The following is a 22,499-nucleotide window of genomic DNA, read 5'->3' as shown; positions in this document are numbered from 1 at the left end:
AGACCACGTCTTTGCTTATACACAGGTCGTGCACGGGGCGCATGTTGCATCGCTCGCAAACCGTCGCGCCCAAACAAAAACGGGAGCCGAAGCCCCCGTTCTCGCACAACCTCAAACGTTGCCGATTACAGCATCGCCTTGAGCAGACGGGCCATTTCCGACGGGTTCTTGGTGGTCTTGATGCCGCACTCTTCCATGATGTCGAGCTTGGCTTGCGCAGTGTCGGCACCGCCCGAGATCAGCGCGCCGGCGTGGCCCATGCGCTTGCCCGGAGGCGCGGTCACGCCAGCGATGAAGCCAACCACCGGCTTCTTCATGTTGTCCTTGATCCAGTAAGCCGCATTGGCTTCGTCCGGACCACCGATCTCACCGATCATGACCACGGCGTCCGTTTCCGGATCGTCGTTGAACATCTTCATCACGTCGATGTGCTTCAGACCGTTGATCGGGTCGCCGCCGATACCGACAGCCGACGACTGGCCCAGGCCCAGCGCGGTCAGCTGGCCCACGGCTTCGTACGTCAGCGTGCCCGAGCGCGACACCACGCCGATGCGGCCCTTGCGGTGGATGTGACCCGGCATGATGCCGATCTTGATTTCGTCCGGCGTGATCAGGCCCGGGCAGTTCGGGCCCAGCAGCAGCGTCTTGCTGCCGGCCTTACGCATCTTGTCCTTGACCATCATCATGTCGCGCACAGGGATGCCTTCGGTGATGCAAACCACCAGATCCAGTTCGGCTTCAACGGCTTCCCAGATCGCGTCAGCGGCGCCTGCGGGCGGCACGTAGATCACCGACACGGTTGCGCCGGTTTGGGCCTTGGCGTCCTTGACGGTTGCGTAGATGGGGATGCCTTCGAAGTCTTCGCCGGCCTTCTTCGGGTTCACGCCGGCCACGAAGGCGGCCTTGCCGTTGGCGTAGTCGCGGCAGCCGCGGGTGTGGAACTGGCCGGTCTTGCCGGTGATCCCCTGGGTGATGACCTTGGTGTCTTTGTTGATCAGAATCGACATGCTGTAATCCTTTTATGCAGCGAGCCGCGCCGTCCTATTCAACGGGCGCCGCTCGCGTTCGCGTATGGTTGGGTCAGCGGGCGGCTTACTTGCCGGCGGCTGCGGCCACGACCTTCTCGGCGGCCTCTGCCATCGTGTCAGCGGCGATGATGGGCAGACCCGAGTCAGCCAGCATCTTCTTGCCGAGGTCTTCGTTGGTGCCCTTCATGCGCACAACCAGCGGCACCGACAGCGACACAGCCTTAGCCGCTGCGATCACGCCTTCAGCGATCACGTCGCAACGCATGATGCCGCCGAAGATGTTGACCAGAATGGCCTTCACGTCCGGGTTCTTCAGCATCAGCTTGAAGGCTTCGGTCACCTTCTCTGTGGTGGCACCGCCGCCCACGTCGAGGAAGTTGGCCGGCTCGCCGCCGAACAGCTTGATGGTGTCCATCGTGGCCATGGCCAGACCGGCGCCGTTCACCAGGCAGCCAATGTTGCCGTCGAGCGAGATGTAGGCCAGGTCGAACTTCGAGGCTTCGATTTCGGCCGGATCTTCTTCATCCAGATCGCGGTACGCAACGATTTCCGGGTGACGGAACAGCGCGTTCGAGTCGAAGTTGAACTTGGCGTCCAGCGCGATGACCTTGCCGTCGCCGGTCAGGATCAGCGGGTTGATTTCCGCTTGCGAAGCGTCGGTTTCCCAGAATGCCTTGTACAGGCCTTGCAGGGCTTGGCGGGCTTGCGCGATCGAAGCGTCCGGCACGCCGATCTTGCGGGCGATGTCGTCAGCGTCAGCGTCGGTCAGGCCGGTCGACGGTTCGATGATCAGTGTGTGGATCTTTTCCGGGTGCGATTCGGCAACTTCTTCGATGTCCATGCCGCCTTCGCTCGAAGCCATCAGCGCGACCTTCTGCGACACACGGTCCACCACCAGCGACACGTACAGTTCCTTCTTGATGTCCGCGCCTTCTTCGATCAGCAGGCGCTTGACCAGCTTGCCTTCCGGACCGGTCTGGTGCGTCACCAGCGTCATGCCCAGGATGCTGCTGGCGTATTCCTTGACCTGGTCGATGCTCTTGGCAACCTTCACGCCGCCGCCCTTGCCACGGCCACCCGCATGAATCTGTGCCTTCACGACCCACACCGGGCCGCCCAGGGTTTCAGCAGCCTTGATGGCCTCGTCGACCGAGAAGGCCGGAATGCCGCGCGGAACCGGCACATTGTATTTGCGCAGGATTTCCTTGCCTTGGTACTCATGGATATTCATGCGTGTTTCCTTTGCTAGGCAGAGTGAGTGTGATGAATGTTAAGGATCGAAAAAAGCGCGCGAGCAGCGCGACGCCCTTCAGGACGAGGGCTCTGGCGACAGCTCGGTGCGTGGCGGTTGGGTCTTGGTTTCGGGCTGGTAGGCATACCAGCGCGGATAGTGCTTGCGGACCACCTCGCCCTCGAGATGCAGGGCATGGCAGCCGTGGAGTTGGTAAGGCGGCTTTTCGCCGGGCTCGATCGGTCGGAGGTCGTTGGAGTTGTCGCGCACCGGAAAGACGTCGCCCGCAAAGGCCTGAATGGCGGCGGTCGGCAGCACGCCGCACAGCTCGGTCAGGTGCGTACAGCCCACCACGCCGCCAAGTCTCTCACGCGAGGCCTTTCGAAAACCCTTCATCAGGTTCAGGCCGATGAGCTTGCGGTAGGCCGGGCCAATCGTGTCGCAGTGTGTGGGGTACGGCACCCAGTCGGAGCACGCTTCGGCGTCGACGACGTTCATGCGGGTATCGATGGTCACGCGCAGCCACAGGTCATGCAGCGGCTGGCCTTCGGGGCGGACACCGCCGCTGGCCAGCGGGATATCGCGGGGCTTGGTGTCGGTCAGGCGCGCTTCGATGTCCCACAGGCCGTCTTCCCGCAAATAGGCCTCCACCGTGATGGCACGGCGGTGGCGCATGACGCGCGGGACGGGAGCAGACAGAGGCATGGACCAGACAGACCGATAGGACCGATGGAGGCGGCGCACGCGGATCTCGCGCATCGCCTACGGGACGTCTGCAGCAGCGCATCAGCCGCCACACACGAACACAACCGCCCTGCAACCGAAGTAGAGGACGGTATCAAAGCCGTGGATTTTAACACGTCGTTACGACTGTACTGCGTCGTATGCTGCAATGCGGTGCTGGAAGGGTTGCAACGACCGCCCGAGGTGCAACCCCTTGGATCGGCACGCAAACGAATTGTCCGCGCAAATTGTCGAGAGATCGCCGACGTTTAGTCGGATTCGTCACCTTCGCCCAGCCATTCATCTGCGCCCAAGATGATGCGCGAGACCACCGAACGAGAGAATCCGCGCGCCATCATGTAGCGGACTTGCTTGGCGCGCTCGGCCAGATCGGCCGGTGGGCGGCCGAAGCGCTTATCCCAGAGTGCCTTGGCCCGCGCCACCTCGGTACTCTGCAGTTGGGCCTTCACCTCGCCCAGCGTTTCTTCGCCGAGCTGGTGGGTTTTCAGTTCCTGCATCAGCCGGGCGGTACCGTAACGGCCCGCACGGCGGTGCACCACGCTTTCAGCGAAGCGTGCATTGGACAGCCAGTTCTCACCCTCTAGCCAATCCAGCAGCGCGTCCACCTCCTCTGCAGATTCGGCGTGCGGTGCCAGTTTGCGGCGCAGTTCAGCACGGCTATGCTCGCGCCGGGACAAATAACCCAGCGCGCGCGCCTTGAGTGACAGCGGTTGACGCGGCAACGGCATGTGGCTTCACGCCCCAAAGAAAAACGCCCGCCGTTGGGGGACGGCAGGCGTATGAAGCTCGATAGAGCCGCCGATCTGCGCCGACGGCCAACCCAATTACTCTTCCTCGACCTCGACTGCGGCCGCCACGACAGCACCCATCGGCGTCACGCCCAGTGCCTCGCGAACCTTGTTCTCGATGTCGCGGGCCAGGTCAGGGTTCTCACGCAGGTATTCGCGGCAGTTGTCACGGCCTTGGCCGATACGCTCGCCACCGTAGCTGTACCAGGCGCCGGACTTCTCAACGATCTTGGCTTCGACGCCCAGGTCGATGATTTCGCCCTCGCGCGAGACGCCCTGACCATAGAGGATGTCGAAGATGGCTTCGCGGAACGGCGGTGCCACCTTGTTCTTGACGACCTTGACCTTGGTTTCGTTGCCGACCACGTCATCGCCCTTCTTGATCGAGCCAATGCGACGGATATCCAGGCGCACCGAGGCGTAGAACTTGAGCGCGTTACCGCCCGTGGTGGTTTCCGGCGAGCCGAACATCACCCCAATCTTCATGCGGATCTGGTTGATGAAGATGACCATACAGTTGGTCTTCTTGATGGTGCCGGTCAGCTTGCGCAGCGCCTGGCTCATCAGTCGGGCTTGCAGGCCGGGCAGCGCGTCGCCCATTTCGCCTTCGATTTCCGCCTTCGGCACCAGGGCGGCCACCGAGTCGATCACGATCAGGTCGACCGAGCCCGAACGCACCAGCGCGTCGGCAATTTCCAGAGCCTGTTCACCGGTGTCCGGCTGGGAGATCAGCAGGTCCGGCACGCTCACGCCGATCTTGTCTGCGTAAGTGACGTCCAGCGCATGTTCTGCATCAATGAACGCGCAGGTACCGCCCAGCTTCTGCATCTCGGCCACCACCTGCAGCGTCAGCGTGGTCTTACCGGACGATTCCGGACCGTAGATTTCAATCACGCGGCCGCGCGGCAGACCACCAACGCCCAGCGCCACGTCCAGCCCCAGCGAGCCCGTGGACACGACCTGGACCGGCTCCACCTCGGCATCGCCCATCTTCATGATGGAGCCCTTGCCGAACTGCTTTTCGATCTGCGCGAGCGCGGCAGCCAGCGCCTTCTGCTTTTCTGCGCTCATCGTGGCTGCCTTCTTGCCGTCTTCCATGGTCGTCCTTCGTGCGATTTGGTGTATAAATGGGCCGCAAGGGCCGATGATTCCTGCGTTTGTTCGCAACAGCAGATCAGCTGCACGGCCTGACGCTGGAACCAATCTTGAATACTTTAGCGCCGCCAAGACTACAGCACCGCGAGTTCGGAGTACTGTATAAAAAACCAGTGGTTTTGACAAGCCTCCAGCGCAGCGATTGCGCAACAACACGCGTGAAAACAATGTAGCGGGCGGAATGGGCCGGTCAGACACCACGCCCGAGCATCGCGGGGAGACACGCATGCGCATCCTGATTGCCGAAGACGACGCCACCCTGGCCGACGGTTTGACCCGTTCGCTGCGCCAGGCAGGCTACGCCGTTGACCGGGCCGAAGATGGGGCCGCCGCCGATGCGGCGCTTGCCACGCAAACGGCCCAGACCTATGACCTGCTGATCCTCGACGTGGGGTTGCCGCGCCTGTCGGGGCTGGAGGTGCTCCGTCGCCTGCGTTCACGCGGGGCCATGCTGCCGGTGCTGATCCTGACCGCCGCAGACAGCGTGGAAGACCGCGTCAAGGGCCTGGACCTGGGCGCCGACGACTACATGGCCAAGCCCTTCGCCCTGTCCGAACTGGAGGCACGCGTGCGCGCCCTGGTGCGGCGGGGTACCGGTGGCGGCGCCACGCTCGTCCGGCACGGCCCGCTGGCGTTCGACCAAGTTGGCCGCATCGCCTATATCCATGACCAGATGATCGACCTGTCGGCGCGTGAGATCGGGCTGCTGGAGATCCTGCTGGCGCGCGTGGGCCGGCTGGTGTCGAAGGAGCAACTGGTCGACCATCTGTGCGGCTGGGGCGAAGAAGTCAGCAACAACGCCATCGAGGTGTACGTCCACCGCTTGCGCAAGAAGATTGAGGTGGATGGCATCCGCATTGCCACCGTGCGCGGGTTGGGCTATTGCCTGGAGCGCGCTGCCGCCCCCGCCAACCCTGCCACTGCCCATGGCTGATCGGCTGGCCTGGCCGTGGCGTCGCCACCGGATCCCGCGCGCACCGCGCCCCGGCGTTGCACCCCAGGCTGACGACCGCGACCTCGCCGATACCCTCCCCCATCTCGAAGACGCCACCACCGGGCCCGTCGCCCGATCGCTGTTCGGCGAGATTCTCGACTGGATGCTCGCGCCGCTGTTGCTGCTCTGGCCGATGAGCATTGCGGTGACGTACCTTGTGGCCAAGTCGATCGCGAATGCACCGTACGACCGCGCGCTGGAATCGAGCGCCATCGTGCTCAGCCAGCAGCTGCGCGAGGTGAACGGGCGCGTGACGCTGCAGTTGCCGATCTCCGCGCGCGAGATCCTGCGTGCCGATGAGACCGACAACATCTATTACCAGGTGCTCGGCGAGAGTGGCGAGTTCGTCTCGGGCGATCGCGACCTGCCGCTCCCCCCGGAAGAAGACGCCAATGCCGGCAGCCTCGTGCAATTGCGCGACGACCGTATCCATGGCACAGAGATCCGCGTGGCGTATACGTTTGTGCAGCGCCCCGGCATGACCGGCGGCAAACCCGCGCTGGTGCAGGTGGCGGAAACGCTCGACAAGCGTGCGCAACTGGCCAACGAAATCATCAAGGGCGTGATCCTGCCGCAGTTCGTGATCCTGCCGCTGGCGGTGATTCTGGTGTGGTTCGGACTCACGCGCGGGCTGGCGCCGCTCAATGCGATTCAGGAGCGCATCCGCGCGCGCAACCCGGGCGACACCAGCCCGATCGACGAAGGCGCCGCGCCGCAGGAGCTGACACCGCTGGTGGCATCGTTCAATGACCTGCTCGGGCGGTTGGAGCAATCTGTGCAGACGCAGAAGCGTTTCATTGCCGATGCCGCGCACCAGATGAAGACGCCGCTAGCCGGCCTGCGCATGCAGGCGGAACTGGCGCAGCGTGAACAGTCGCCCGACGAGCTGCGCCGCACGCTCGCCCACATCGCCGACAGCTCGGACCGCACGGCGCACCTCGTCAAGCAACTGCTCTCGCTGGCGCGCATGGAGAACATGGGCGCGACCGACGGCATGGTGCCGCTTGATATCTGCGCGCTGTCGCGGCAGGTGGTGGCCGACTGGCTGCAGAAGGCATGGACCAAGCAGATCGACCTCGGCTTCGAAGAGCCCGGCCCGCCGGTCATGACGTCCGGCAACGCGACGATGCTGGCCGAGATGCTCAACAACCTGCTCGACAACGCCATCCGCTACACGCCTGACGGCGGTCACGTGACAGTGCGCGTGACGACTGCGCCGTTCGAGCCGTTCGTGTTCATCGACGTGGACGACACCGGCCCCGGCATCCCCGTGGCGGAGCGTGAACGCGTGATGCAGCGCTTCTATCGCATTCTCGGCACGCAAGCCGAGGGCAGCGGGTTGGGCCTGGCCATCGTGCGTGAGATCGTGCAGCAGCACGGCGGCGATATCGAGGTGCTCGACAACGTCTACCAGGCATCGCCACGCGTGGCGGGCGCGCGCTTTCGCATCACGCTGCATCGCTGCGCACCGGACGGGGAAACCACCGCATGAGCATCACGCCCGGAACGCCCGCACGCCGACGCTGGATCGCCAACATGCGCTGGATCACCGCGCTGTTGGGGGTGTGGTTTGTCGTCACCTATGTGGTGGCGTTCTTCGCGCGCGATCTGTCGATGCGCTTCTTCGGTTGGCCGTTCGCTTACTGGGTGGCGGGCCAGGGCGCGCCCATCGTCTATGTGCTGATTACCGTGCTGTATGCGTGGCGCACTAACCGCGCTGCGGATGCTGCATCGCAGGATGACGAGACATCGCAGCACGACGCCACTGACCCCACTCCCCCGCCCTCCATTTGATGCGCTGAAGCAGCAACTTGCGCCGCAACGCAACGCGCACATCTTCGTGTATACCCCGACGAAAATGCCCCGTTGGCGGGGCGTTCGTGTCAGAACGCAGTAAGTTTCGCTTTCCACAATCGTTCACAATTCCGCGGGCGATTGCGTTGCGTTGTCATGTCCATGCCCAGCGGGACGACCTACGAAAACAGGAGACAACATGGCAACCGTGCAAAGTGCACCGAACGCGCCCGCCGGGCGTGTCCAGCCTGCGCCCATGACGAGGGAGGAGAAGAAGGTCATCTTCGCTTCGTCGCTCGGGACGGTGTTCGAGTGGTACGACTTCTATCTCTACGGCTCGCTGGCGGCGATCATCGCCAAGCAGTTCTTCTCGGGCCTGGATCCAACGGCGGGTTTCATCTTTGCACTGCTGGCCTTTGCCGCCGGCTTCCTGGTGCGCCCGTTCGGCGCGCTGGTGTTCGGCCGCCTCGGCGACATGATCGGCCGCAAGTACACGTTCCTGGTCACCATCGTGATCATGGGTACGTCAACGTTCATCGTCGGCCTGCTGCCCTCTTACGGCACGATTGGCGTGGCTGCGCCGATCATCCTGATCGCGCTGCGCATGCTGCAGGGCCTGGCACTAGGCGGTGAGTACGGTGGTGCCGCCACCTACGTGGCCGAGCACGCGCCGCACGGCCGCCGCGGTGCTTACACGTCGTGGATCCAGACCACGGCCACGCTGGGCCTGTTCCTGTCGCTGGTTGTTATCCTGGTGGTGCGCGAGCTGACCGGCAAGTCGTTCGACGATTGGGGCTGGCGTATCCCGTTCCTGGTCTCGATTCTGCTGCTGGCAACGTCGGTGTACATCCGCCTGTCGATGAGCGAATCGCCGGCGTTCCAGAAGATGAAGGCCGAGGGCAAGACCTCCAAGGCCCCGCTGACGGAAGCCTTCGGCCAATGGCGCAACCTGAAGATCGTGATCCTGGCGCTGATCGGTCTGACCGCCGGCCAAGCCGTGGTCTGGTACACGGGCCAGTTCTACGCGCTGTTCTTCCTCACGCAGGTGCTGAAGGTCGACGCGTTCACAGCCAATGTGCTGATTGCGGTGGCGCTGGCCATCGGCACACCGTTCTTCGTGTTCTTCGGCTCGCTGTCGGACCGCATCGGCCGCAAGAAGATCATCCTGGCCGGTTGCCTGCTGGCGGTGCTGACGTACTTCCCGCTGTTCAAGGCGCTGACGCACTACGCCAACCCGGCGCTGGAGCGTGCCCAGCATACTGCGCAGATCACCATCACGGTCGACCCGAAGGAGTGCTCGTTCCAGGGCAGCCCGATCGCCCGCGAGGTGGACTTCCGCTCGTCGTGCGACATTGCCAAGCGTACGCTGGCGCAATCGTCGGCAAGCTACGAGACATTGGAAGGCCCGGCCGGCACGGTCGCCTCGGTCACGATCGCTGGCAAGCAGATCGCCTCGCTCAACGCCACCCGCACGCCAGATGGCCAGAGCTTCGACGCCGAGAGCAAGACGAAGATCGCCGACTTCAAGAAGCAGGTGAGCGAGTCGCTCAAGGCCGCCAACTACCCGACCAAGGCCGATCCGGCGCAGATGAACACGGTCATGGTGCTGGTGATCCTGGTGATCCTGGTGATCTACGTGACCATGGTCTACGGCCCGATCGCGGCGATGCTGGTGGAAATGTTCCCCACACGCATCCGCTACTCGTCGATGTCGTTGCCGTATCACATCGGTAACGGCTGGTTCGGGGGGCTGCTGCCAACCATCTCGTTCGCCCTGGTGGCCCAGAACGGCAATATCTATCACGGGCTGTGGTACCCGATCTGGATCGCGGCCATCACCTTCGTGGTCGGCATGCTGTTCGTACGGGAAACCAAGGACGTGGACATCTACAAGAACGACTGAGCAACTTGACGAACAAGGGGCTTGACAGATTCGCCGAAGGCTGTAGAATCTCGTTTCTTCGGCGAATTAGCTCAGTCGGTTAGAGCGACGGAATCATAATCCGCAGGTCCGGGGTTCGAGTCCCTGATTCGCCACCATCTTCAAGAAGGCTCTGCAATCAACCGGTTGCAGAGCCTTTTTCTCGTCCGGCGAGTCACTTGGTGGGGCATTCCCACGCGCAACTGCCGGCCGCACAAGTCACGCCACGGCGCGCACGACTCGAGCATCATTCGCATCCATTTGATGGCATTAAAAAAGCACCCCTTGAGATGCTTTTTTGACGCTGCCTTCTGCCCCGCATCTTTTTGGATGATCTCGAAAAGTTGCGTAGCGACGCGGTCAATTCGTTTTTGAAATGACACCCGTCATATATTCATTCAGATCGCGAAAATCTTTAACCGTCCACGTGAATGGCGCCAGCTTGACGCCATTCTCCCGCAATGTCTTCGGAATTAGATCCCCGTTTGGACGGAGTATGACGGACGATACAATGACACCCGGATAATCGATTAGGCGTTTCTTGAATGCACGCGCTGTGAGATCCGGCGTGGGAGGGACGCTTTTATTGGCCAGAGGTCCTGTGCCTTTGATATCGACTCCGTGACACATCGCGCATCGCTTCAAGAAGATCCGCTCCCCATTGATAGCATCCGCAAAGGACGTCGCTGGCGCTAGAAGTAGCAGCATCAACGCGGTGATGAAACTTTCTTTGGCTTTCATACGTTCCGTATTCCCAATGGGATCAACTCAGACCCGCGCTTCGTGTTGTGAGAATGGCTGCAGCATCCCCATAATTTTCGACTTCAAGCTTTTGCAGGTGGACTGTCAGCTTTTGGCGAATGCGAGACGCAATTTTCGCCTCCTTTTTATAAATCGGCTGACATTTTTTGGACCGAATTGTTGATGAAAAATGGGGATTTTGTCAAACCAGGAAACATCCCAGATTCGCTGCTGGATGTAAGAAAGGCCGCTACTCCTTGCGTAATAGCGGCCTTTTGTTTGTCTGCGCACCAGCGCAGCACTCCTTACTCCAGCGCCAGACTCTCCAGCACGAAGTCCTTGATATCGCGCCGCGTCTCCTCGGGCATCCGCGAGAACTCCAGACCATAGACGAAGCGCTCGCCGTCCTGCCGGCGGTTGCGAACCTCGACGAATACGGTGATGGGCCGCACACGGTGCTCAATGGCCAAGTTCACCCGGAGCCTCGCGACCTTCCCTACAAGCAGGAAATCTTCCTTGGCGGAAACGCCCGCCCCCGTGGCGCTGACGTTCTCGACCACCACGTCGACGGCGGCCCGCTGATACTCGCCTGACGACAACTCCCCCGAAAACGCGGTAGTCACGCGCTGCTGCTTGCGAACAAGCGCCTGCGCAACGGCCTCTGGATAGCGCAGGAAATAGCAACCGAACGGGCCCACCGCTTCCGGCAGCAACTCCGTCAAAAACTTGAACAAACGCGACCCGGTAAAAAGTCTGGCCTGGTAGGTCACACCCGTCGTCAATGTCGACACGCCTTCATCGGCCACGCATTGCACGATCAGCGCCTGCCCGGGGATCACGCCCACCAATTCGACGGGCGGCGGCGCGTCCTTGCCATCGTCTGTTGTCAGGTGGAAGAACTCCACCTTTTGCGTCAGGTTCGGTAGCGTGGAAGACTTGCCGAGTGGCGGGTCGACTTGATTGCCTGATGCAACCGCTTCGGCATCCTCCGCACCTTCTGCCGCTGACACATGCTTCTCGGCAGCCGGCGCATGCACCGGCTTCAGCCCAAACCTTCCAGCATGTGTCGTGTTGCGCCGATAGCCGAGGCGGTACAGCCGCTGCAGCAGAACGTCGGACGTGACCACCTGCCCCTTCTGGAGAAGGAGCGTGCCGTCGGCGTTGTAGATGGCGAAGTCGATGGGCCTTTCAAGCCGGAGATCGCCGGAAGCGAGCTTGATGAGCATGGTGGTTCTTGGCGAGGGTTGCGCGCAGCTGCGTGGCCGCGAGGAGTGTGCCGCGCACATCGTCCGGGGGCGATACCCCTTGCGCAGGGGACGCGATCACAGGCCGCATGGAATGAGCGGGCTCCCGCGTTTAACGGCACATCCGGGCCGAACTTTGACGAGTGAAGCTGGCGGCACTCATTGTGGTGGCGACAAAAACAACAAAGCCCCGCATCAGAGGGGGCTTTTGCCGTGTCGACTGCGCGTCTACCCCGCCAGCGCGGTGGCTTGCGCGGGCGCCAATGCCGATGCCGCAACCCCCAGCACCCAATCCGTCGTCAACGCAGGTTGCGTGACGGGCAGCATGTGGCCGCCGGCCACGATACGCAGGTTCACACGGTCAAGCTTCTGCTTGAGTGCTTCGCCCTGACGTTTGTAGTGGAGGATGCGATCGCCCTTGCCGTACAGCACATCCACCGGCACCGTCATCGACGCATAGCGACGCTCCATGTCCGGCAGATCCCGCGGCGCGCAGACCAAGTCAGACGACGCCGCATAGAACACGTGCGGACGCAGCCCCAGCAGGCCACCGCCCTTGAAGGGGAAACTCTGCGGCATGGCTTCGGGCGCGAACACCGCCTCGACCGCCTTGCGTGAATTGATGATCGACATGGGAATCGCCAGCGTCCACGAGACCAGCCGGCGCACCAGCGGTGACGGCAGCACCAAGCCTTTGAATGCGCCCGGCGGCGTACTCTCCGCATGCGTGAGCGGCGCAATCAAGGCGAGCCGACGAATCACCTGCGGGTGGTTGAGCCCGACCGCCAGCGCAATCGCACCGCCCAGTGAATGCCCCACCAGCACAGGCTTGTCCAGGCTCAGCTTTTCAATGCACCGCGCGATCGTGCGCGCCTGCGCATAGACGTTGGCCGAAGACGCATCACCACGCAATGAGCGCCCCGACCCCGGCCGGTCGATCAGGATCACGCGGTGCGATTGCGTCAGCCGCTCCAGATCCAGATAGGCGAAGTTGCGCAGGTTGCCACACAGGCCATGCACGAACACGATGGCTGGGCCGCTGCCCTGATCAACGTAGTGCACGCGGTCACCATCGACATCGATGAACTTGCCTTCCGGCGGAAACCCCTTGGTCACGCGGCGCGCGGTAAAAAACGTGAACGCCACCAGTACGGCGATCACCGCAATCAGGATGGCGACGACAGTCAGGATGGTGCTGGTCACAGTGCCCCCGGAGTGGTTTAGGCGGTTTGCCGAGCGCTGACCGGCTGGCCGCGGCGCTCGAACTGCATCGCATGATCAGCAAGCGCCCCGAACTTGAGCATCATCAGGTCGCGTGCGTAGTTCTGATACGACTTCCACGGCTGCTTGGTGCCCTGCTTGGGCAGGATACTCGCCGCACGCTGGATGTAGCCCGACGTCAGGTCGACAGCGGGCTCGCGGCCCATCGCCTCATCGTCGAGCCGGGGCACGCAGACGTCGTAGCCGTTGGCCTGCATGTGGTTGAGCAGCCGGCACACATACTGCGCGATCAGTTCGGCCTTGAGCGTCCACGAGGCATTCGTATAGCCGAACGACGATGCGAGGTTCGGAATGCCGCTGTACATCATGCCTTTATACGACACCGTCTGCGACAGGTCGACAGGGCGCCCGTCGACAGCCACGGCCGCACCGCCCAGCACCTTGAGCTTGAGCCCGGTGGCGGTGACAACCACGTCGGCGTCAAGATGCTCACCACCCTTGAGCTGCAGGCCGGTCGGCGTGAAATGTTCGATCTCGTCGGTGGCGATGGAGGCGCGGCCCGAGCGGATCGTCTTGAACAGATCGCCATCGGGCACCAGGCACAGGCGCTGGTCCCACGGGTTGTAGCGCGGCGTGAGGTGCTGGCGCACATCGAAATCGGGCCCGATCTGCTTACCGGCCATGCGGATGATGAAGTCCTTGACCGCCTTAGGCTTGCGACGCGCAAGGCCGTAGAAGTACATCGTCAGCAGCACGTTCTTGGTACGCACGAGCCGGTGCGCAAGCCCCGCCGGCAACCAGCGGCGCAGCGTATTGGCCACGGCGTCCTGCTCGGGGCGCGACACGATGTACGTGGGCGAGCGTTGCAGCATCGTCACGTGCTGCGCGGTATCGGCCATCGCGGGCACCAGCGTGACGGCGGTCGCGCCGCTGCCAATCACCACCACGCGCTTGCCGGCGTAGTCCAGGTCTTCTGGCCAATGCTGCGGATGGACGATGCGCCCCTGGAACTGCTCCATCTGCGCCCAAGCGGGTGCGTGGCCTTCTTCGTAGTCGTAGTAGCCGCTGCACATGTAGAGGAACTTGCATGTGTAGTGCAGCTCTTCCTGCCGATCGCCGTTGGTGCGTTGCATGCGCACCGTCCAACGCGCAGCGGCCGAATCCCAACTGGCACCCGTGACCTTGTGCTGGTAGCGGATCGTCTTGTCGATGCCGAACACGCGCGCCGTGTCCTGGATGTAATCGAGGATGGTCTGGCCGTCGGAGATGGCCTTGTCGCTATGCCACGGGCGAAAGCTGTAGCCAAGCGTGAACATGTCGGAGTCCGAGCGGATGCCAGGGTAGCGGAACAGATCCCACGTGCCGCCCATCGTCGCGCGGCCCTCCAGGATTGCGAAACGGGCCGACGGACAACGCTCGCGCAGGTGGTAAGCCGCGCCCACGCCAGACAGGCCTGCACCGACGATCAGCACATCGAACTCCGTATCCGATGCCGTGGCACGGCTTCGGGGCGGTTGCGCGGCGGCGGCCCTTTCGATCGTCGTCTTCATGTGCCCTCCTTGTTCTTGGCTGTCCGGCGGCTTGGCGACGGGCTTGGCAAACCCGCCTTAAATGTGGTGTAGGTCGTCACCACTTTAATTTTCCCGCGTCCTGACGTCAAATAGCGAAATGGAGAAAACACTTGAAACGGCCAAGAAGGGCCGCCCCTACGGCGGAGTGGCGCCAGAAGCACGCGCAGCAGAGCGCCGTGAAGCGCTGATCCGCGCCGGCACGTGCGTCTTCGGCACGGTGGGCTTCCGCAAAGCAACGGTGCGGGCGATCTGCCAGGAGGCCAAGCTGAACGATCGCTACTTCTATGCAGCGTTCGACAGCACCGAGGCGCTGCTGCGGGCGACCTACCAGCAACATGCCGAAGACCTGCGCGCGCAGGTGTCACAAGCCACAGCCGCCGTGGACGGCACGCTAGAAGCGCGCGTCGACGCGGGCCTGCACGCGTTCTTCACCTTCTTGCGTGACCCGTGCGCAGCGCGCGTGCTACTGCTGGAAGTGATGGGCGTGAGCCCGGAGACAGACGCGACCTACCAGCGCAACCTGCTGGAGTTCGGCAAACAGATCATGGCGAATGCGCAGCCGCCCGGCGCCGACGATGCTGACCTGCGCGCCGACCACCGCATCCTCGGCCTGGCGCTCGTGGGCGCCATGACCAATGTGGGTGCGGCGTGGCTACTGACCGGGTATCGGGACCCGGAAGAGAAGATGGTGCGCAACTGCCGGCAGGTACTGCTCGGCACGTTGCAGGCAATGGCGGCACGCTAGCGGCCCCGCCTCAAGCACCCCACCGCAGCCGTCCACCTATGCGTCGGACGGCTCCCACGCAAGTACCAGTTGCAGCAGGCCGGGAAACCTCGCGTCGAGATCCTCGGTGCGCACGCGGCTGCGTCGCTCCAGCCCGTACTGCCGCTGGCGCAGCACGCCGGCTTCTCGCAGCGCCTTGAAATGGTGGGTCAGCGACGATTTCGGCCGATCGAAGCCGAACCAGCCGCACGGGTGGTCGTACGCCTCGGACTCCAACATCAGCTTGCGCACGATGGTCAGGCGCAATGGGTCCGCCAGCGCGCCAAAGATGGCGTCCAACTGCAAATCCGCCACGGCCGGTTCCGGCAGCGGCTCGGGAAGGTCAGCCGACTCAGCGGCCGCCTTGGGCAAAGAGGTGCGTTTCATCCGTGTCACTGTATCACTTGTACGAATTTTCTCGAACTAATATATAGTTCGAGAAAATTCGTACAAGGACCCATATCGTGTCGTCTCCCTCCATCGCCGCTCCTTCCTGCGGCACACCCGCCCGCATCACCACCGACATGTGGCGTGCAGCCGGGATGGTCACCGCCGTCTTCATGCTGTCCAACTCGCCAACGCCGCTCTATGTGGTCTGGCAGCGTGCGCTGGGCTTTTCGTCGGGCACGCTGACCGTCATCTTTGCGCTGTACATCGCCGGGCTGCTGGGCACGCTGCTGGTGGCCGGCCAGTTATCCGACCGCTTTGGGCGCAAGCCGGTACTGCTACCCGGTATTGCGGCTGCGCTGATCGCGTGCGGGTTGTTTGCCTGCGCCTCGTCCACCGCCATGCTTGTGGTGGCCCGGTTGCTGACCGGCATTGCGGTGGGCGTCATCGTGTCGGCGGGGATGGCGTCGGTGGCAGACCTGGGCGGCAGCGCACGCAAGCGTGATGCCGCGCTACTGGCTTCGGTGGCAATGGTGCTCGGCGCTGGCCTCGGCCCGCTGCTGGCCGGCGGCGCCGGCCAAGTGCTCACGCATCCGATCATGACCGTGTTCGGCTTCGAGGCCGTGGTACTGCTCAGCGTCTTTGTGATCGTGTGGCGGTTGCCGCTGGCCCGGCCAGCCATGCCGCATGGCAGTGAAGCTGCAGCGCTACATCTGCCGTCGGTGCCCGCGCAGAATCGCCGCCATGTCGCCAGCGGCATCGGTGTCTTCGGCCCCGGTATTACAGCGACGTCGTTCGTGCTGGCGCTGGGGCCATCCCTGCTGGCGCGCCTGCTCGAGGTGCGCAGCCCGCTGGTGGCCGGCGGCATGGCATGCGCGATGTTTCTGACCGCAACCGGCGTCCAGTTTGCCGCGCGGCGCCATTCGGTGCGGACATTGTTCCTGGCAGGCACGGCTGCGACCACGCTGTCGATGGGGGCACTGTGTGCAGCGGTGCATGCGTCATCGGCGCCCTTTCTGGTGATCGCTGCGCTGTTGGCGGGGGCGGGGCAAGGTCTCGGCCAACTCGGCGGATTGACGCTCATCAGCCTGCACGTGCCGGACACACGCCGGGCCGAAGCCAATGCCGTCATGAACCTCGGCGGCTATTTGCCTGCGGGGTTGCTGCCCGTGATGACCGGCTATGCAATCGATGCGTTTGGTCTGGCGACCGGTGCCACTGCCTTTGCCGTGACGCTGGCGCTCATCGCGCTCGGCTCAGGCAGTCTGGTCTTCCGATCGCTGGCACGCAGTGGCAACTGAGTCGATTCAGGCGGCGCCCTCCGGGCGCCCTAGCCGCACCACGGTCACGCCAGGTGCTAGGTGCCGCAACGATGGCTGCAGCAGCACGCAGTTGTCGTAGGGCGTGACGAACTGCAACTCCCCATCGGTGGCGATGACCGTGCCGGCGCTGGCGATGGTCTCCATGCCGCGATAGTCGTCCGCAAACCGGAAGGCGGTGGACTTGGCGACCACCGGGTCCGTCACGCGGATGCATCGCACCTCCAGCGCAGGTGCTATCCCAAACCATTGCGACACGACCGATGCGTCGACCGTGCCCAGCGCCACCAGAAACCGCGCACACGCATCCAGCGCCACATCGCGGCTCACGCGCTCGAAGTGCTGGCCGCATTCGATGAGCAGCGCGTTCTTCGGGCTGGCGGCGTCGCCAAAGCCGGCGTAGTCGCGCAGGCGGCGGCCGGCGGCATGGCCTGCATCGATCATCAGGTGCGATGGCGCACCTACCTGGCGACCGAGGGCGACGCCCTTCTCCAGCGGCCCCGTCAGCATCAGCGGCTCGGCCTTCTCGTGCATCGAGTGGATGTCGAGCAGGTAATCCACCGTGTCGATCACGGGACGCAGCTCGCGTGCGCGGCGCAGTTCGAGCGTGTTGCCAGGGCCGTCGAGCTTGTCGGCGGACCACACACGGTTCAGATCCTCATCGATAAAGCGCGTGGCGTCGGGATCGTTGATGTCGAAGCGCTCGTACGCCTCCACATTGGCAAACGACAGCGTGAGTTGCCCGCGTGCCGGACGCACACCGGCGGCCAGCAGCGCATCCACCGCAATCGCGCCGCACAACTCGTTGCCGTGCGTAAGCGCGTTGATCATGACGTGCGGGCCCGGCACACCGCTGTCGAACGTGTGCACGTAGTCCACGCCATGCGTGCCGGTCTTCCACCAGCGAATGTCCGGCTTCTGCAGCTCGATTGGGTACACCGGCAGCGTGGCGCGCAGCGCCTCCAGGGTCATCATGCGAAATCCTTGGGGTAAGACGAGAGGTCAGTTCGGGTTCAGTGCGCGCGCGCACGGCCGCGCAGCATCCACAGCGAGGCCAGGCTGATGAGCGTGGTCGCAAACACATAGAAGCTCGGCGATGTCTTGATGTGCGTGACACCAATCAGCCAGGTGACGATGAGCGGCGAGAACCCGCCGAAGATCGTCACCGACAAGTTATAGCTCAAGGCCAGGCCCGTGCCACGGTTGCGCGTCGGGAAGATGTCGGCCAGCAACGCGGGCAGCGGCGCCAGGATGGCCGCCAGCAGCACACCCACGATCGCCTGCATGACCAGCAGCGTCCAGAACGTCGGCTGCGCAACCACCGTGGCGAACATCGGATACGTCGACAGTGCAATCACCACCATCGCAATCGACACCACGCGGATGCTGCCAAAACGATCCGCCAGCAAGCCGAACGCGGGCGCCATCACCATCAGCATCGCGCCGGTGATCATCGTGCAGACCAGCGACGCGCTGGTCGCGATATGCAGTTGATTGATGGCATAGGTCGGCATGTAGACCTTCTGCACGTAGTTGAACGCGGTGACGGCCACCACCACGCCAGCGCCCAGCAGCAGCCCGGGCAGGCCCTGCGTGAGCGTGTCGCGCAGCGGCGAGCGCTCCTGCAGCGCGGCGGGCGCTTCGGCCTGCATGGCAACAAACTCCGGCGTCTCGGGCGTATGGCGGCGGATGTAGACGCCGATGGGGCCGATCAGCAGGCCGAACAGGAAGGCCACGCGCCAGCCCCACGATTCCACCTGCGCAGTGGTCAACGCATACGTGAGCCATGCGCTCAACCCTGCTGCCAGCAACGTTGCGAGGCCCTGCGTGGCCGCCTGCCAGCTCGCGTTGTAGCCCATGCGCTTGCCGTTGGCATGCTCGATCATGAAGGCCGTGGCAGAGCCAAACTCGCCACCGGCCGAGAAGCCTTGCAGCAGCCGCGCCACTATCACGATGGCGGGTGACCACAGCCCGATCGACGCATACGTGGGCGCAAACGCGATCATCGCGGTGCCCAGCATCATCAGCAGGATCGACCACGTGAGCGCCGCCTTGCGGCCGACGCGATCGGCATAGCTACCGAGCACCATCGAGCCCAGCGGCCGCATGATGAACGACACGCCAAACGTGCCGACGGAGAGCATCAACGAGCTCCACGCATCGCCCGTCGGGAAGAACAGCTTGCCGATGGTGATGGCGAAGTAGCCGTAGATCAGCAGGTCGTAGTATTCGAGCGCGTTGCCGACACTGGCGGCCAGCACGGCGCGCCAGGGTGCGGGGTGTCGATGTGTGTCGGTTGCCGCGTGCGCGGGTGCGCCGCTCGCGTTGAGGGTATGGGCTGGCAAGGTTGTCTCCCCGTGGTCTGTGCCGATCCGCCTGTTGGCTGGTTGAACAGCCTCGGCGGGTGAAGGTTGCGGGGGAGTCTAGGCGGCACGCCTGGGGCCCTTGTGCCGTTTCGGCACAAGGTTGGGCTTTTTACGGTGACGTGGCCTCAGGCTGCCGCTGCCTGCGCGTTAGCAACAGCCAGTTGCCACACTTCGTCGAGCAGCGCGCTCTGGTTGCTGCGCACACGCATCATGCGGATGTCGACTTGGATGTGCCAGGCGTCGTCGCCGGCGGGGCGCAGTTCGCCGGCGTTCAGGTGCGGTTTGGCCAGGCGATACGGCAACCACGCCATGCCGAAGCCACGCAGCGCCATCTCCTCCACTGCCTCGTAGAAATCGGCCTGAAACACGGGCTGCAGATGCGCCTTGCGGTCTGCCGCCGCCAGATGGCTGTCGAGCATCTGCCGCAATGTCAGCCCACGTGCGAAGGCCAGCCACGGCAGCGGCGCAGCGGCGGTGCCGGGCAGCGTGAAGCGCGCACGGCCACGCTTATCGGGAGCACTCACGGGCACCAGCGTCTCGCTGCCGAGCAGGCAGTTGTCGTACTTGCGCGGGTCGAGCAGCGCATCGGCCTGCGGGCTGGCATAGGCGATCAGCAAGTCGACCGTGCCATCGGCCAGCGCCAGCACCCCTTCCTGCGTGCCGCCGGTCGTCACCGTCAGCGGAAACACGCCGCGCTGACGCGCCAGCGTTTCATACCAGCCGGGGACGAAGGTGCGTGCCAGCGTGCGCCCGGTGCCGATCTTCAGCGCCACGGTCAGTTGTGCCTCGCGCAGCAGCAGGCGCGCATCGTTCAAGCCATCGACCGCATTGGCTGCCGCATCCAGAAACAACCGCCCGGCGGGCGTGAGCGTGACGGGGTGCTCGCTGCGCTCCACCAGCGCGGTGCCCACCCATTCCTCCAGCGCCTTGATGCGCCGCCCGAACGCGGGGTGCGTGACGTTGCGGTTCTCGGCAGCGCGGCTGAAGCTGCGCGTTTTCGCCAGTTCCTTGAAATCTTCCAGCCATTTGATCTGCATGGCGCATCCAGTGGGGCCAATCGAGGTGTGCGCATTATCTGGCAAGACCCACGCGAACAGCCTTAACCTGCGTGCCGTATCGTTATCATCCTAGAGAAACGATCCGCCACGCATTCATGACCGCAACCCGCCCGCTGTCCATTGGCATTGCCGGCGCCGGCAACGCCGGCCTGGCTGCCGCCATCGCGTTTGCCCGCCAGGGGCATGACGTCCACGTCTACGAAAAGCATCCGCAACTGACCACCATGGGCGCGGGGCTGCTGATCCAGCCGCAGGGCATTCGTGCGCTGGAGGCGCTCGGCATGGGCCGTGAGCTGGAAGGCATCGGCGCGCCGATCAACCGGCTGATCGGTCTGAGCCATCGTGGCTGGCATTTGCTCGACATCGATTACGCCGATGCGCCAGGCCGCGCAGTCACGCGCCACGCGCTCTCTTCCATGCTGTACGAGGCAGCCCTGCGTGCCGGTGCCGCCTTCCATTTCGACTGCGGCATCCAACAACTGCACCGGAATGGGACACAGGCACGCGTAACCCACGCGCAAGGTGAATCGACCTTCGACCTCTTCGTGATCGCGGACGGCGCGGCCTCCGCATTGCGCGAGCCTGCGGGCCTGGCAGGCCCATCGAGCACCTACCGCTGGGGCACGCTGTGGTTCCAGGCCTGGGTCGACAACTGGGATGCGCGCGTGCTGCACCAGCGCTTTCGCGGCACGCGCGAAATGATGGGCCTGCTGCCCACCGATGTGGATGGCGCACGCACACGCCTGTCGATGTTCTGGAGCCTGCCCAGCGATAGCGTCGACGCCTGGCGCCAGAGCGATATCGCACAGTGGAAAGCCCATGTACTGAGCCTGTGGCCGCAAGCCGCACCCGTGGTCGAACAGATCCGCTCGCACGACGACCTGCCCTTTGCCGTGTATCGCCACACGTGGCCGCGCGCGCTGGCCAAGCCGCCCTACTGCGTCATCGGCGACGCGGCCCACGCGATGAGCCCGCAGCTCGGCCTGGGGACCACGCTGGCCGCGCAAGATGCGCTGGCGCTAGCCTCCGCCGTGCAGGAACACGGCCCCGTCGACGGTGCCCTCGCCTATCACGCGCGCCGGTTGCGTACCGTGCAGGCTTACCAAACCCTCAGCCGCGCGCTCACGCCGTGCTTTCAGGCGCAATACGGCGGCTGGGCGCGCGACCTGGTGTTCACCACCGGCCTGCGCATTCCCGGCGTGGCATGGCTCATGAAACGCAGCCTGGCCGAGCCGCCCGCGCGCAATGCTGCCCACGCCGCCACACCCGCAAGTGAAGAGACGCAAGCATGAACCTGACCTCATCCATCGACATGCCGTTGCTGCGCAGCCTGTTGCCTGAACACCAGTTCAGCGAGCAGCATCAGATCCGCATCGATGCCGCACCCGGGCGCGTGCTCGACATGGTGTCTCGACTGGAGGTCAGCGATTTCCCGCTGGCGCAGTTGTTCCTGCATCTGCGCGCAGTGCCGGCACGCCTTGTCGCGCTAGCGGGCAAACATAGCGAGCGCCGCGTTGACGCAGGGTTCGGGTTGCATGACTTCATCAAGCTCGGCCGCGATGACGATCGTGAACTCGCGCTGGGTCTGGTCGGCAAGTTCTGGGAGCCCGACGGTGGGCTCGTTGATGTGCAGGCAAGCGAATTCCGCAAGTTTTCTGCAACCGGCGTGCTCAAGCTGGTGATGACGTTCGTGACCCAGCCCGACGGCGCAGGCGGCACACTGCTCACCACCCGCACCTGTGTGCATTGCCCTGACGACGCCTCGCGCCGCCGCTTCACACCCTACTGGCTGCTGATCCGCATCCCGAGCGGGTTGATCCGCCGCATGATGCTCAAGCGCATCAAGCAGCTGGCCGAAGCAGAAGACGTGTCGCTTACACGTCCAGAATGACCAGTGTGCCGGCACTGCCGGCGTCCACGCTGTGGGGCACACCCGCCGGCACCACATAGACCTCACCGCGCGAGACCGTCACCGCCTCGCCATGAATTCGCAGGCGCAGCTCACCGTCGATCACCAGCAGGCCCTCGGCATAGTCGTGCACCTCGTCGGGATACGGCGTGCCATCCATGCGCAGCACCTTGAAGTTGCCGCCGCCAAAACGCTCCAGCACACGAGACGACCAAGCCTTGGGAAGCGCTTGCGCAAACGCATTCAGATTGACCAGTGACACAGA

The 22,499-nt window shown here is 63.9% G+C and carries 22 protein-coding genes and 1 tRNA gene; 9 read left to right on the top strand and 14 right to left on the bottom strand.

All coding sequences use genetic code 11. The annotated features are described in order from the left end of the window. Positions 1-125: 125 nt before the first annotated feature. From sucD to recA, 5 genes are all read right to left on the bottom strand, one after another. Positions 126-1,007, bottom strand: coding sequence for a succinate--CoA ligase subunit alpha (gene sucD / locus V6657_RS02630; RefSeq protein ID WP_021196607.1), 882 nt, complete (start codon positions 1,005-1,007; stop codon positions 126-128). Positions 1,008-1,092: 85 nt separating this feature from the next. Further along, a complete protein-coding gene (sucC, locus tag V6657_RS02625; protein WP_048934089.1) occupies positions 1,093-2,259 on the bottom strand; it encodes an ADP-forming succinate--CoA ligase subunit beta in 1,167 nt (388 codons plus the stop codon). Between the two features lie 78 nt (positions 2,260-2,337). Beyond that, positions 2,338-2,964, bottom strand: a complete 627-nt coding sequence (locus V6657_RS02620; RefSeq protein ID WP_048934182.1) for a DUF2889 domain-containing protein — start codon at positions 2,962-2,964, stop codon at positions 2,338-2,340. A gap of 287 nt (positions 2,965-3,251) precedes the next feature. Beyond that, entirely contained in the window at positions 3,252-3,731 is a 480-nt protein-coding gene (recX, locus tag V6657_RS02615; protein ID WP_048934088.1) for a recombination regulator RecX, read from the bottom strand. A 96-nt stretch (positions 3,732-3,827) separates the two neighbouring features. Further along, positions 3,828-4,889, bottom strand: coding sequence for a recombinase RecA (gene recA, locus V6657_RS02610; RefSeq protein ID WP_048934087.1), 1,062 nt, complete (start codon positions 4,887-4,889; stop codon positions 3,828-3,830). Between the two features lie 283 nt (positions 4,890-5,172). Here recA and V6657_RS02605 point away from each other — a divergent pair, with 283 nt between their 5' ends. From V6657_RS02605 to V6657_RS02585, 5 genes are all read left to right on the top strand, one after another. Next, on the top strand, positions 5,173-5,880 hold the full coding sequence (locus V6657_RS02605) for a response regulator transcription factor (protein ID WP_048934086.1): 708 nt from the start codon (positions 5,173-5,175) through the stop codon (positions 5,878-5,880). Continuing rightward, entirely contained in the window at positions 5,873-7,432 is a 1,560-nt protein-coding gene (locus V6657_RS02600; RefSeq protein WP_048934085.1) for a sensor histidine kinase, read from the top strand. The genes V6657_RS02605 and V6657_RS02600 overlap by 8 nt, the downstream gene beginning before the upstream one ends. Further along, a complete protein-coding gene (locus tag V6657_RS02595) occupies positions 7,429-7,734 on the top strand; it encodes a DUF4212 domain-containing protein (protein ID WP_048934084.1) in 306 nt (101 codons plus the stop codon). The genes V6657_RS02600 and V6657_RS02595 overlap by 4 nt, the downstream gene beginning before the upstream one ends. A 199-nt stretch (positions 7,735-7,933) precedes the next feature. Further along, the gene (locus tag V6657_RS02590; protein WP_048934083.1) at positions 7,934-9,637 is read left to right on the top strand and encodes an MFS transporter; all 1,704 of its coding nucleotides are present in this window, start codon (positions 7,934-7,936) and stop codon (positions 9,635-9,637) included. 60 nt (positions 9,638-9,697) lie between these two features. Beyond that, a tRNA-Met gene (locus V6657_RS02585) sits at positions 9,698-9,774 on the top strand. Positions 9,775-10,015: 241 nt separating this feature from the next. Here V6657_RS02585 and V6657_RS02580 read toward each other — a convergent pair. The 4 genes from V6657_RS02580 to V6657_RS02565 all read right to left on the bottom strand — a co-directional run bounded on the left by V6657_RS02580 (position 10,016) and on the right by V6657_RS02565 (position 14,411). Then, complete coding sequence (locus V6657_RS02580) at positions 10,016-10,396, bottom strand: cytochrome c (protein WP_048934082.1); 381 nt, start codon at positions 10,394-10,396, stop codon at positions 10,016-10,018. 305 nt (positions 10,397-10,701) lie between these two features. Then, entirely contained in the window at positions 10,702-11,622 is a 921-nt protein-coding gene (locus tag V6657_RS02575) for a PilZ domain-containing protein (RefSeq protein WP_048934081.1), read from the bottom strand. A 246-nt stretch (positions 11,623-11,868) separates the two neighbouring features. Continuing rightward, positions 11,869-12,843 carry an alpha/beta hydrolase gene (locus V6657_RS02570; RefSeq protein WP_048934080.1) on the bottom strand — a complete coding sequence of 325 codons (975 nt, stop codon included), beginning with the start codon at positions 12,841-12,843 and terminating at the stop codon, positions 11,869-11,871. A gap of 17 nt (positions 12,844-12,860) precedes the next feature. Beyond that, positions 12,861-14,411 carry an NAD(P)/FAD-dependent oxidoreductase gene (locus tag V6657_RS02565; protein ID WP_048934079.1) on the bottom strand — a complete coding sequence of 517 codons (1,551 nt, stop codon included), beginning with the start codon at positions 14,409-14,411 and terminating at the stop codon, positions 12,861-12,863. Between the two features lie 118 nt (positions 14,412-14,529). Between V6657_RS02565 and V6657_RS02560 the strand changes: the two genes are divergently transcribed. Continuing rightward, positions 14,530-15,177, top strand: coding sequence for a TetR/AcrR family transcriptional regulator (locus tag V6657_RS02560; protein ID WP_048934078.1), 648 nt, complete (start codon positions 14,530-14,532; stop codon positions 15,175-15,177). Between the two features lie 36 nt (positions 15,178-15,213). Here the strand turns inward: V6657_RS02560 and V6657_RS02555 are convergent, their stop codons facing one another. Next, positions 15,214-15,582 (bottom strand): helix-turn-helix domain-containing protein, encoded by a 369-nt coding sequence (locus V6657_RS02555; RefSeq protein ID WP_048934077.1) that lies wholly within the window; start codon positions 15,580-15,582, stop codon positions 15,214-15,216. Between the two features lie 77 nt (positions 15,583-15,659). Here V6657_RS02555 and V6657_RS02550 point away from each other — a divergent pair, with 77 nt between their 5' ends. Beyond that, positions 15,660-16,883, top strand: a complete 1,224-nt coding sequence (locus tag V6657_RS02550; protein ID WP_200900880.1) for an MFS transporter — start codon at positions 15,660-15,662, stop codon at positions 16,881-16,883. A 6-nt stretch (positions 16,884-16,889) separates the two neighbouring features. Here the strand turns inward: V6657_RS02550 and V6657_RS02545 are convergent, their stop codons facing one another. The 3 genes from V6657_RS02545 to V6657_RS02535 form a co-directional block, all read right to left on the bottom strand. Beyond that, a complete protein-coding gene (locus V6657_RS02545) occupies positions 16,890-17,876 on the bottom strand; it encodes a M14 family metallopeptidase (RefSeq protein ID WP_048934076.1) in 987 nt (328 codons plus the stop codon). Positions 17,877-17,914: 38 nt separating this feature from the next. After that, positions 17,915-19,246 carry an MFS transporter gene (locus tag V6657_RS02540; protein ID WP_048934075.1) on the bottom strand — a complete coding sequence of 444 codons (1,332 nt, stop codon included), beginning with the start codon at positions 19,244-19,246 and terminating at the stop codon, positions 17,915-17,917. Between the two features lie 146 nt (positions 19,247-19,392). Further along, a complete protein-coding gene (locus V6657_RS02535) occupies positions 19,393-20,304 on the bottom strand; it encodes a LysR family transcriptional regulator (protein ID WP_048934074.1) in 912 nt (303 codons plus the stop codon). A 116-nt stretch (positions 20,305-20,420) separates the two neighbouring features. Here V6657_RS02535 and V6657_RS02530 point away from each other — a divergent pair, with 116 nt between their 5' ends. Together V6657_RS02530 and V6657_RS02525 are read left to right on the top strand one after the other, a co-directional pair. Beyond that, a complete protein-coding gene (locus V6657_RS02530; RefSeq protein ID WP_048934073.1) occupies positions 20,421-21,617 on the top strand; it encodes an NAD(P)/FAD-dependent oxidoreductase in 1,197 nt (398 codons plus the stop codon). 20 nt (positions 21,618-21,637) lie between these two features. After that, positions 21,638-22,216: a hypothetical protein gene (locus V6657_RS02525; protein ID WP_048934180.1), complete on the top strand. Its 579-nt coding sequence runs from the start codon at positions 21,638-21,640 to the stop codon at positions 22,214-22,216. Here V6657_RS02525 and V6657_RS02520 read toward each other — a convergent pair. Beyond that, a complete protein-coding gene (locus V6657_RS02520; protein WP_048934072.1) occupies positions 22,200-22,496 on the bottom strand; it encodes a cupin domain-containing protein in 297 nt (98 codons plus the stop codon). The two genes, V6657_RS02525 and V6657_RS02520, sit on opposite strands and share 17 nt — an antisense overlap. Between the last annotated feature and the right edge of the window lie 3 nt (positions 22,497-22,499).

The sequence above is a fragment of the Ralstonia sp. RRA genome (assembly GCF_037023145.1).
GTDB lineage: Bacteria > Pseudomonadota > Gammaproteobacteria > Burkholderiales > Burkholderiaceae > Ralstonia.
Note: the sequence above shows the minus strand (reverse complement) of the source record. Positions and strands in the feature narration are given on the sequence as shown.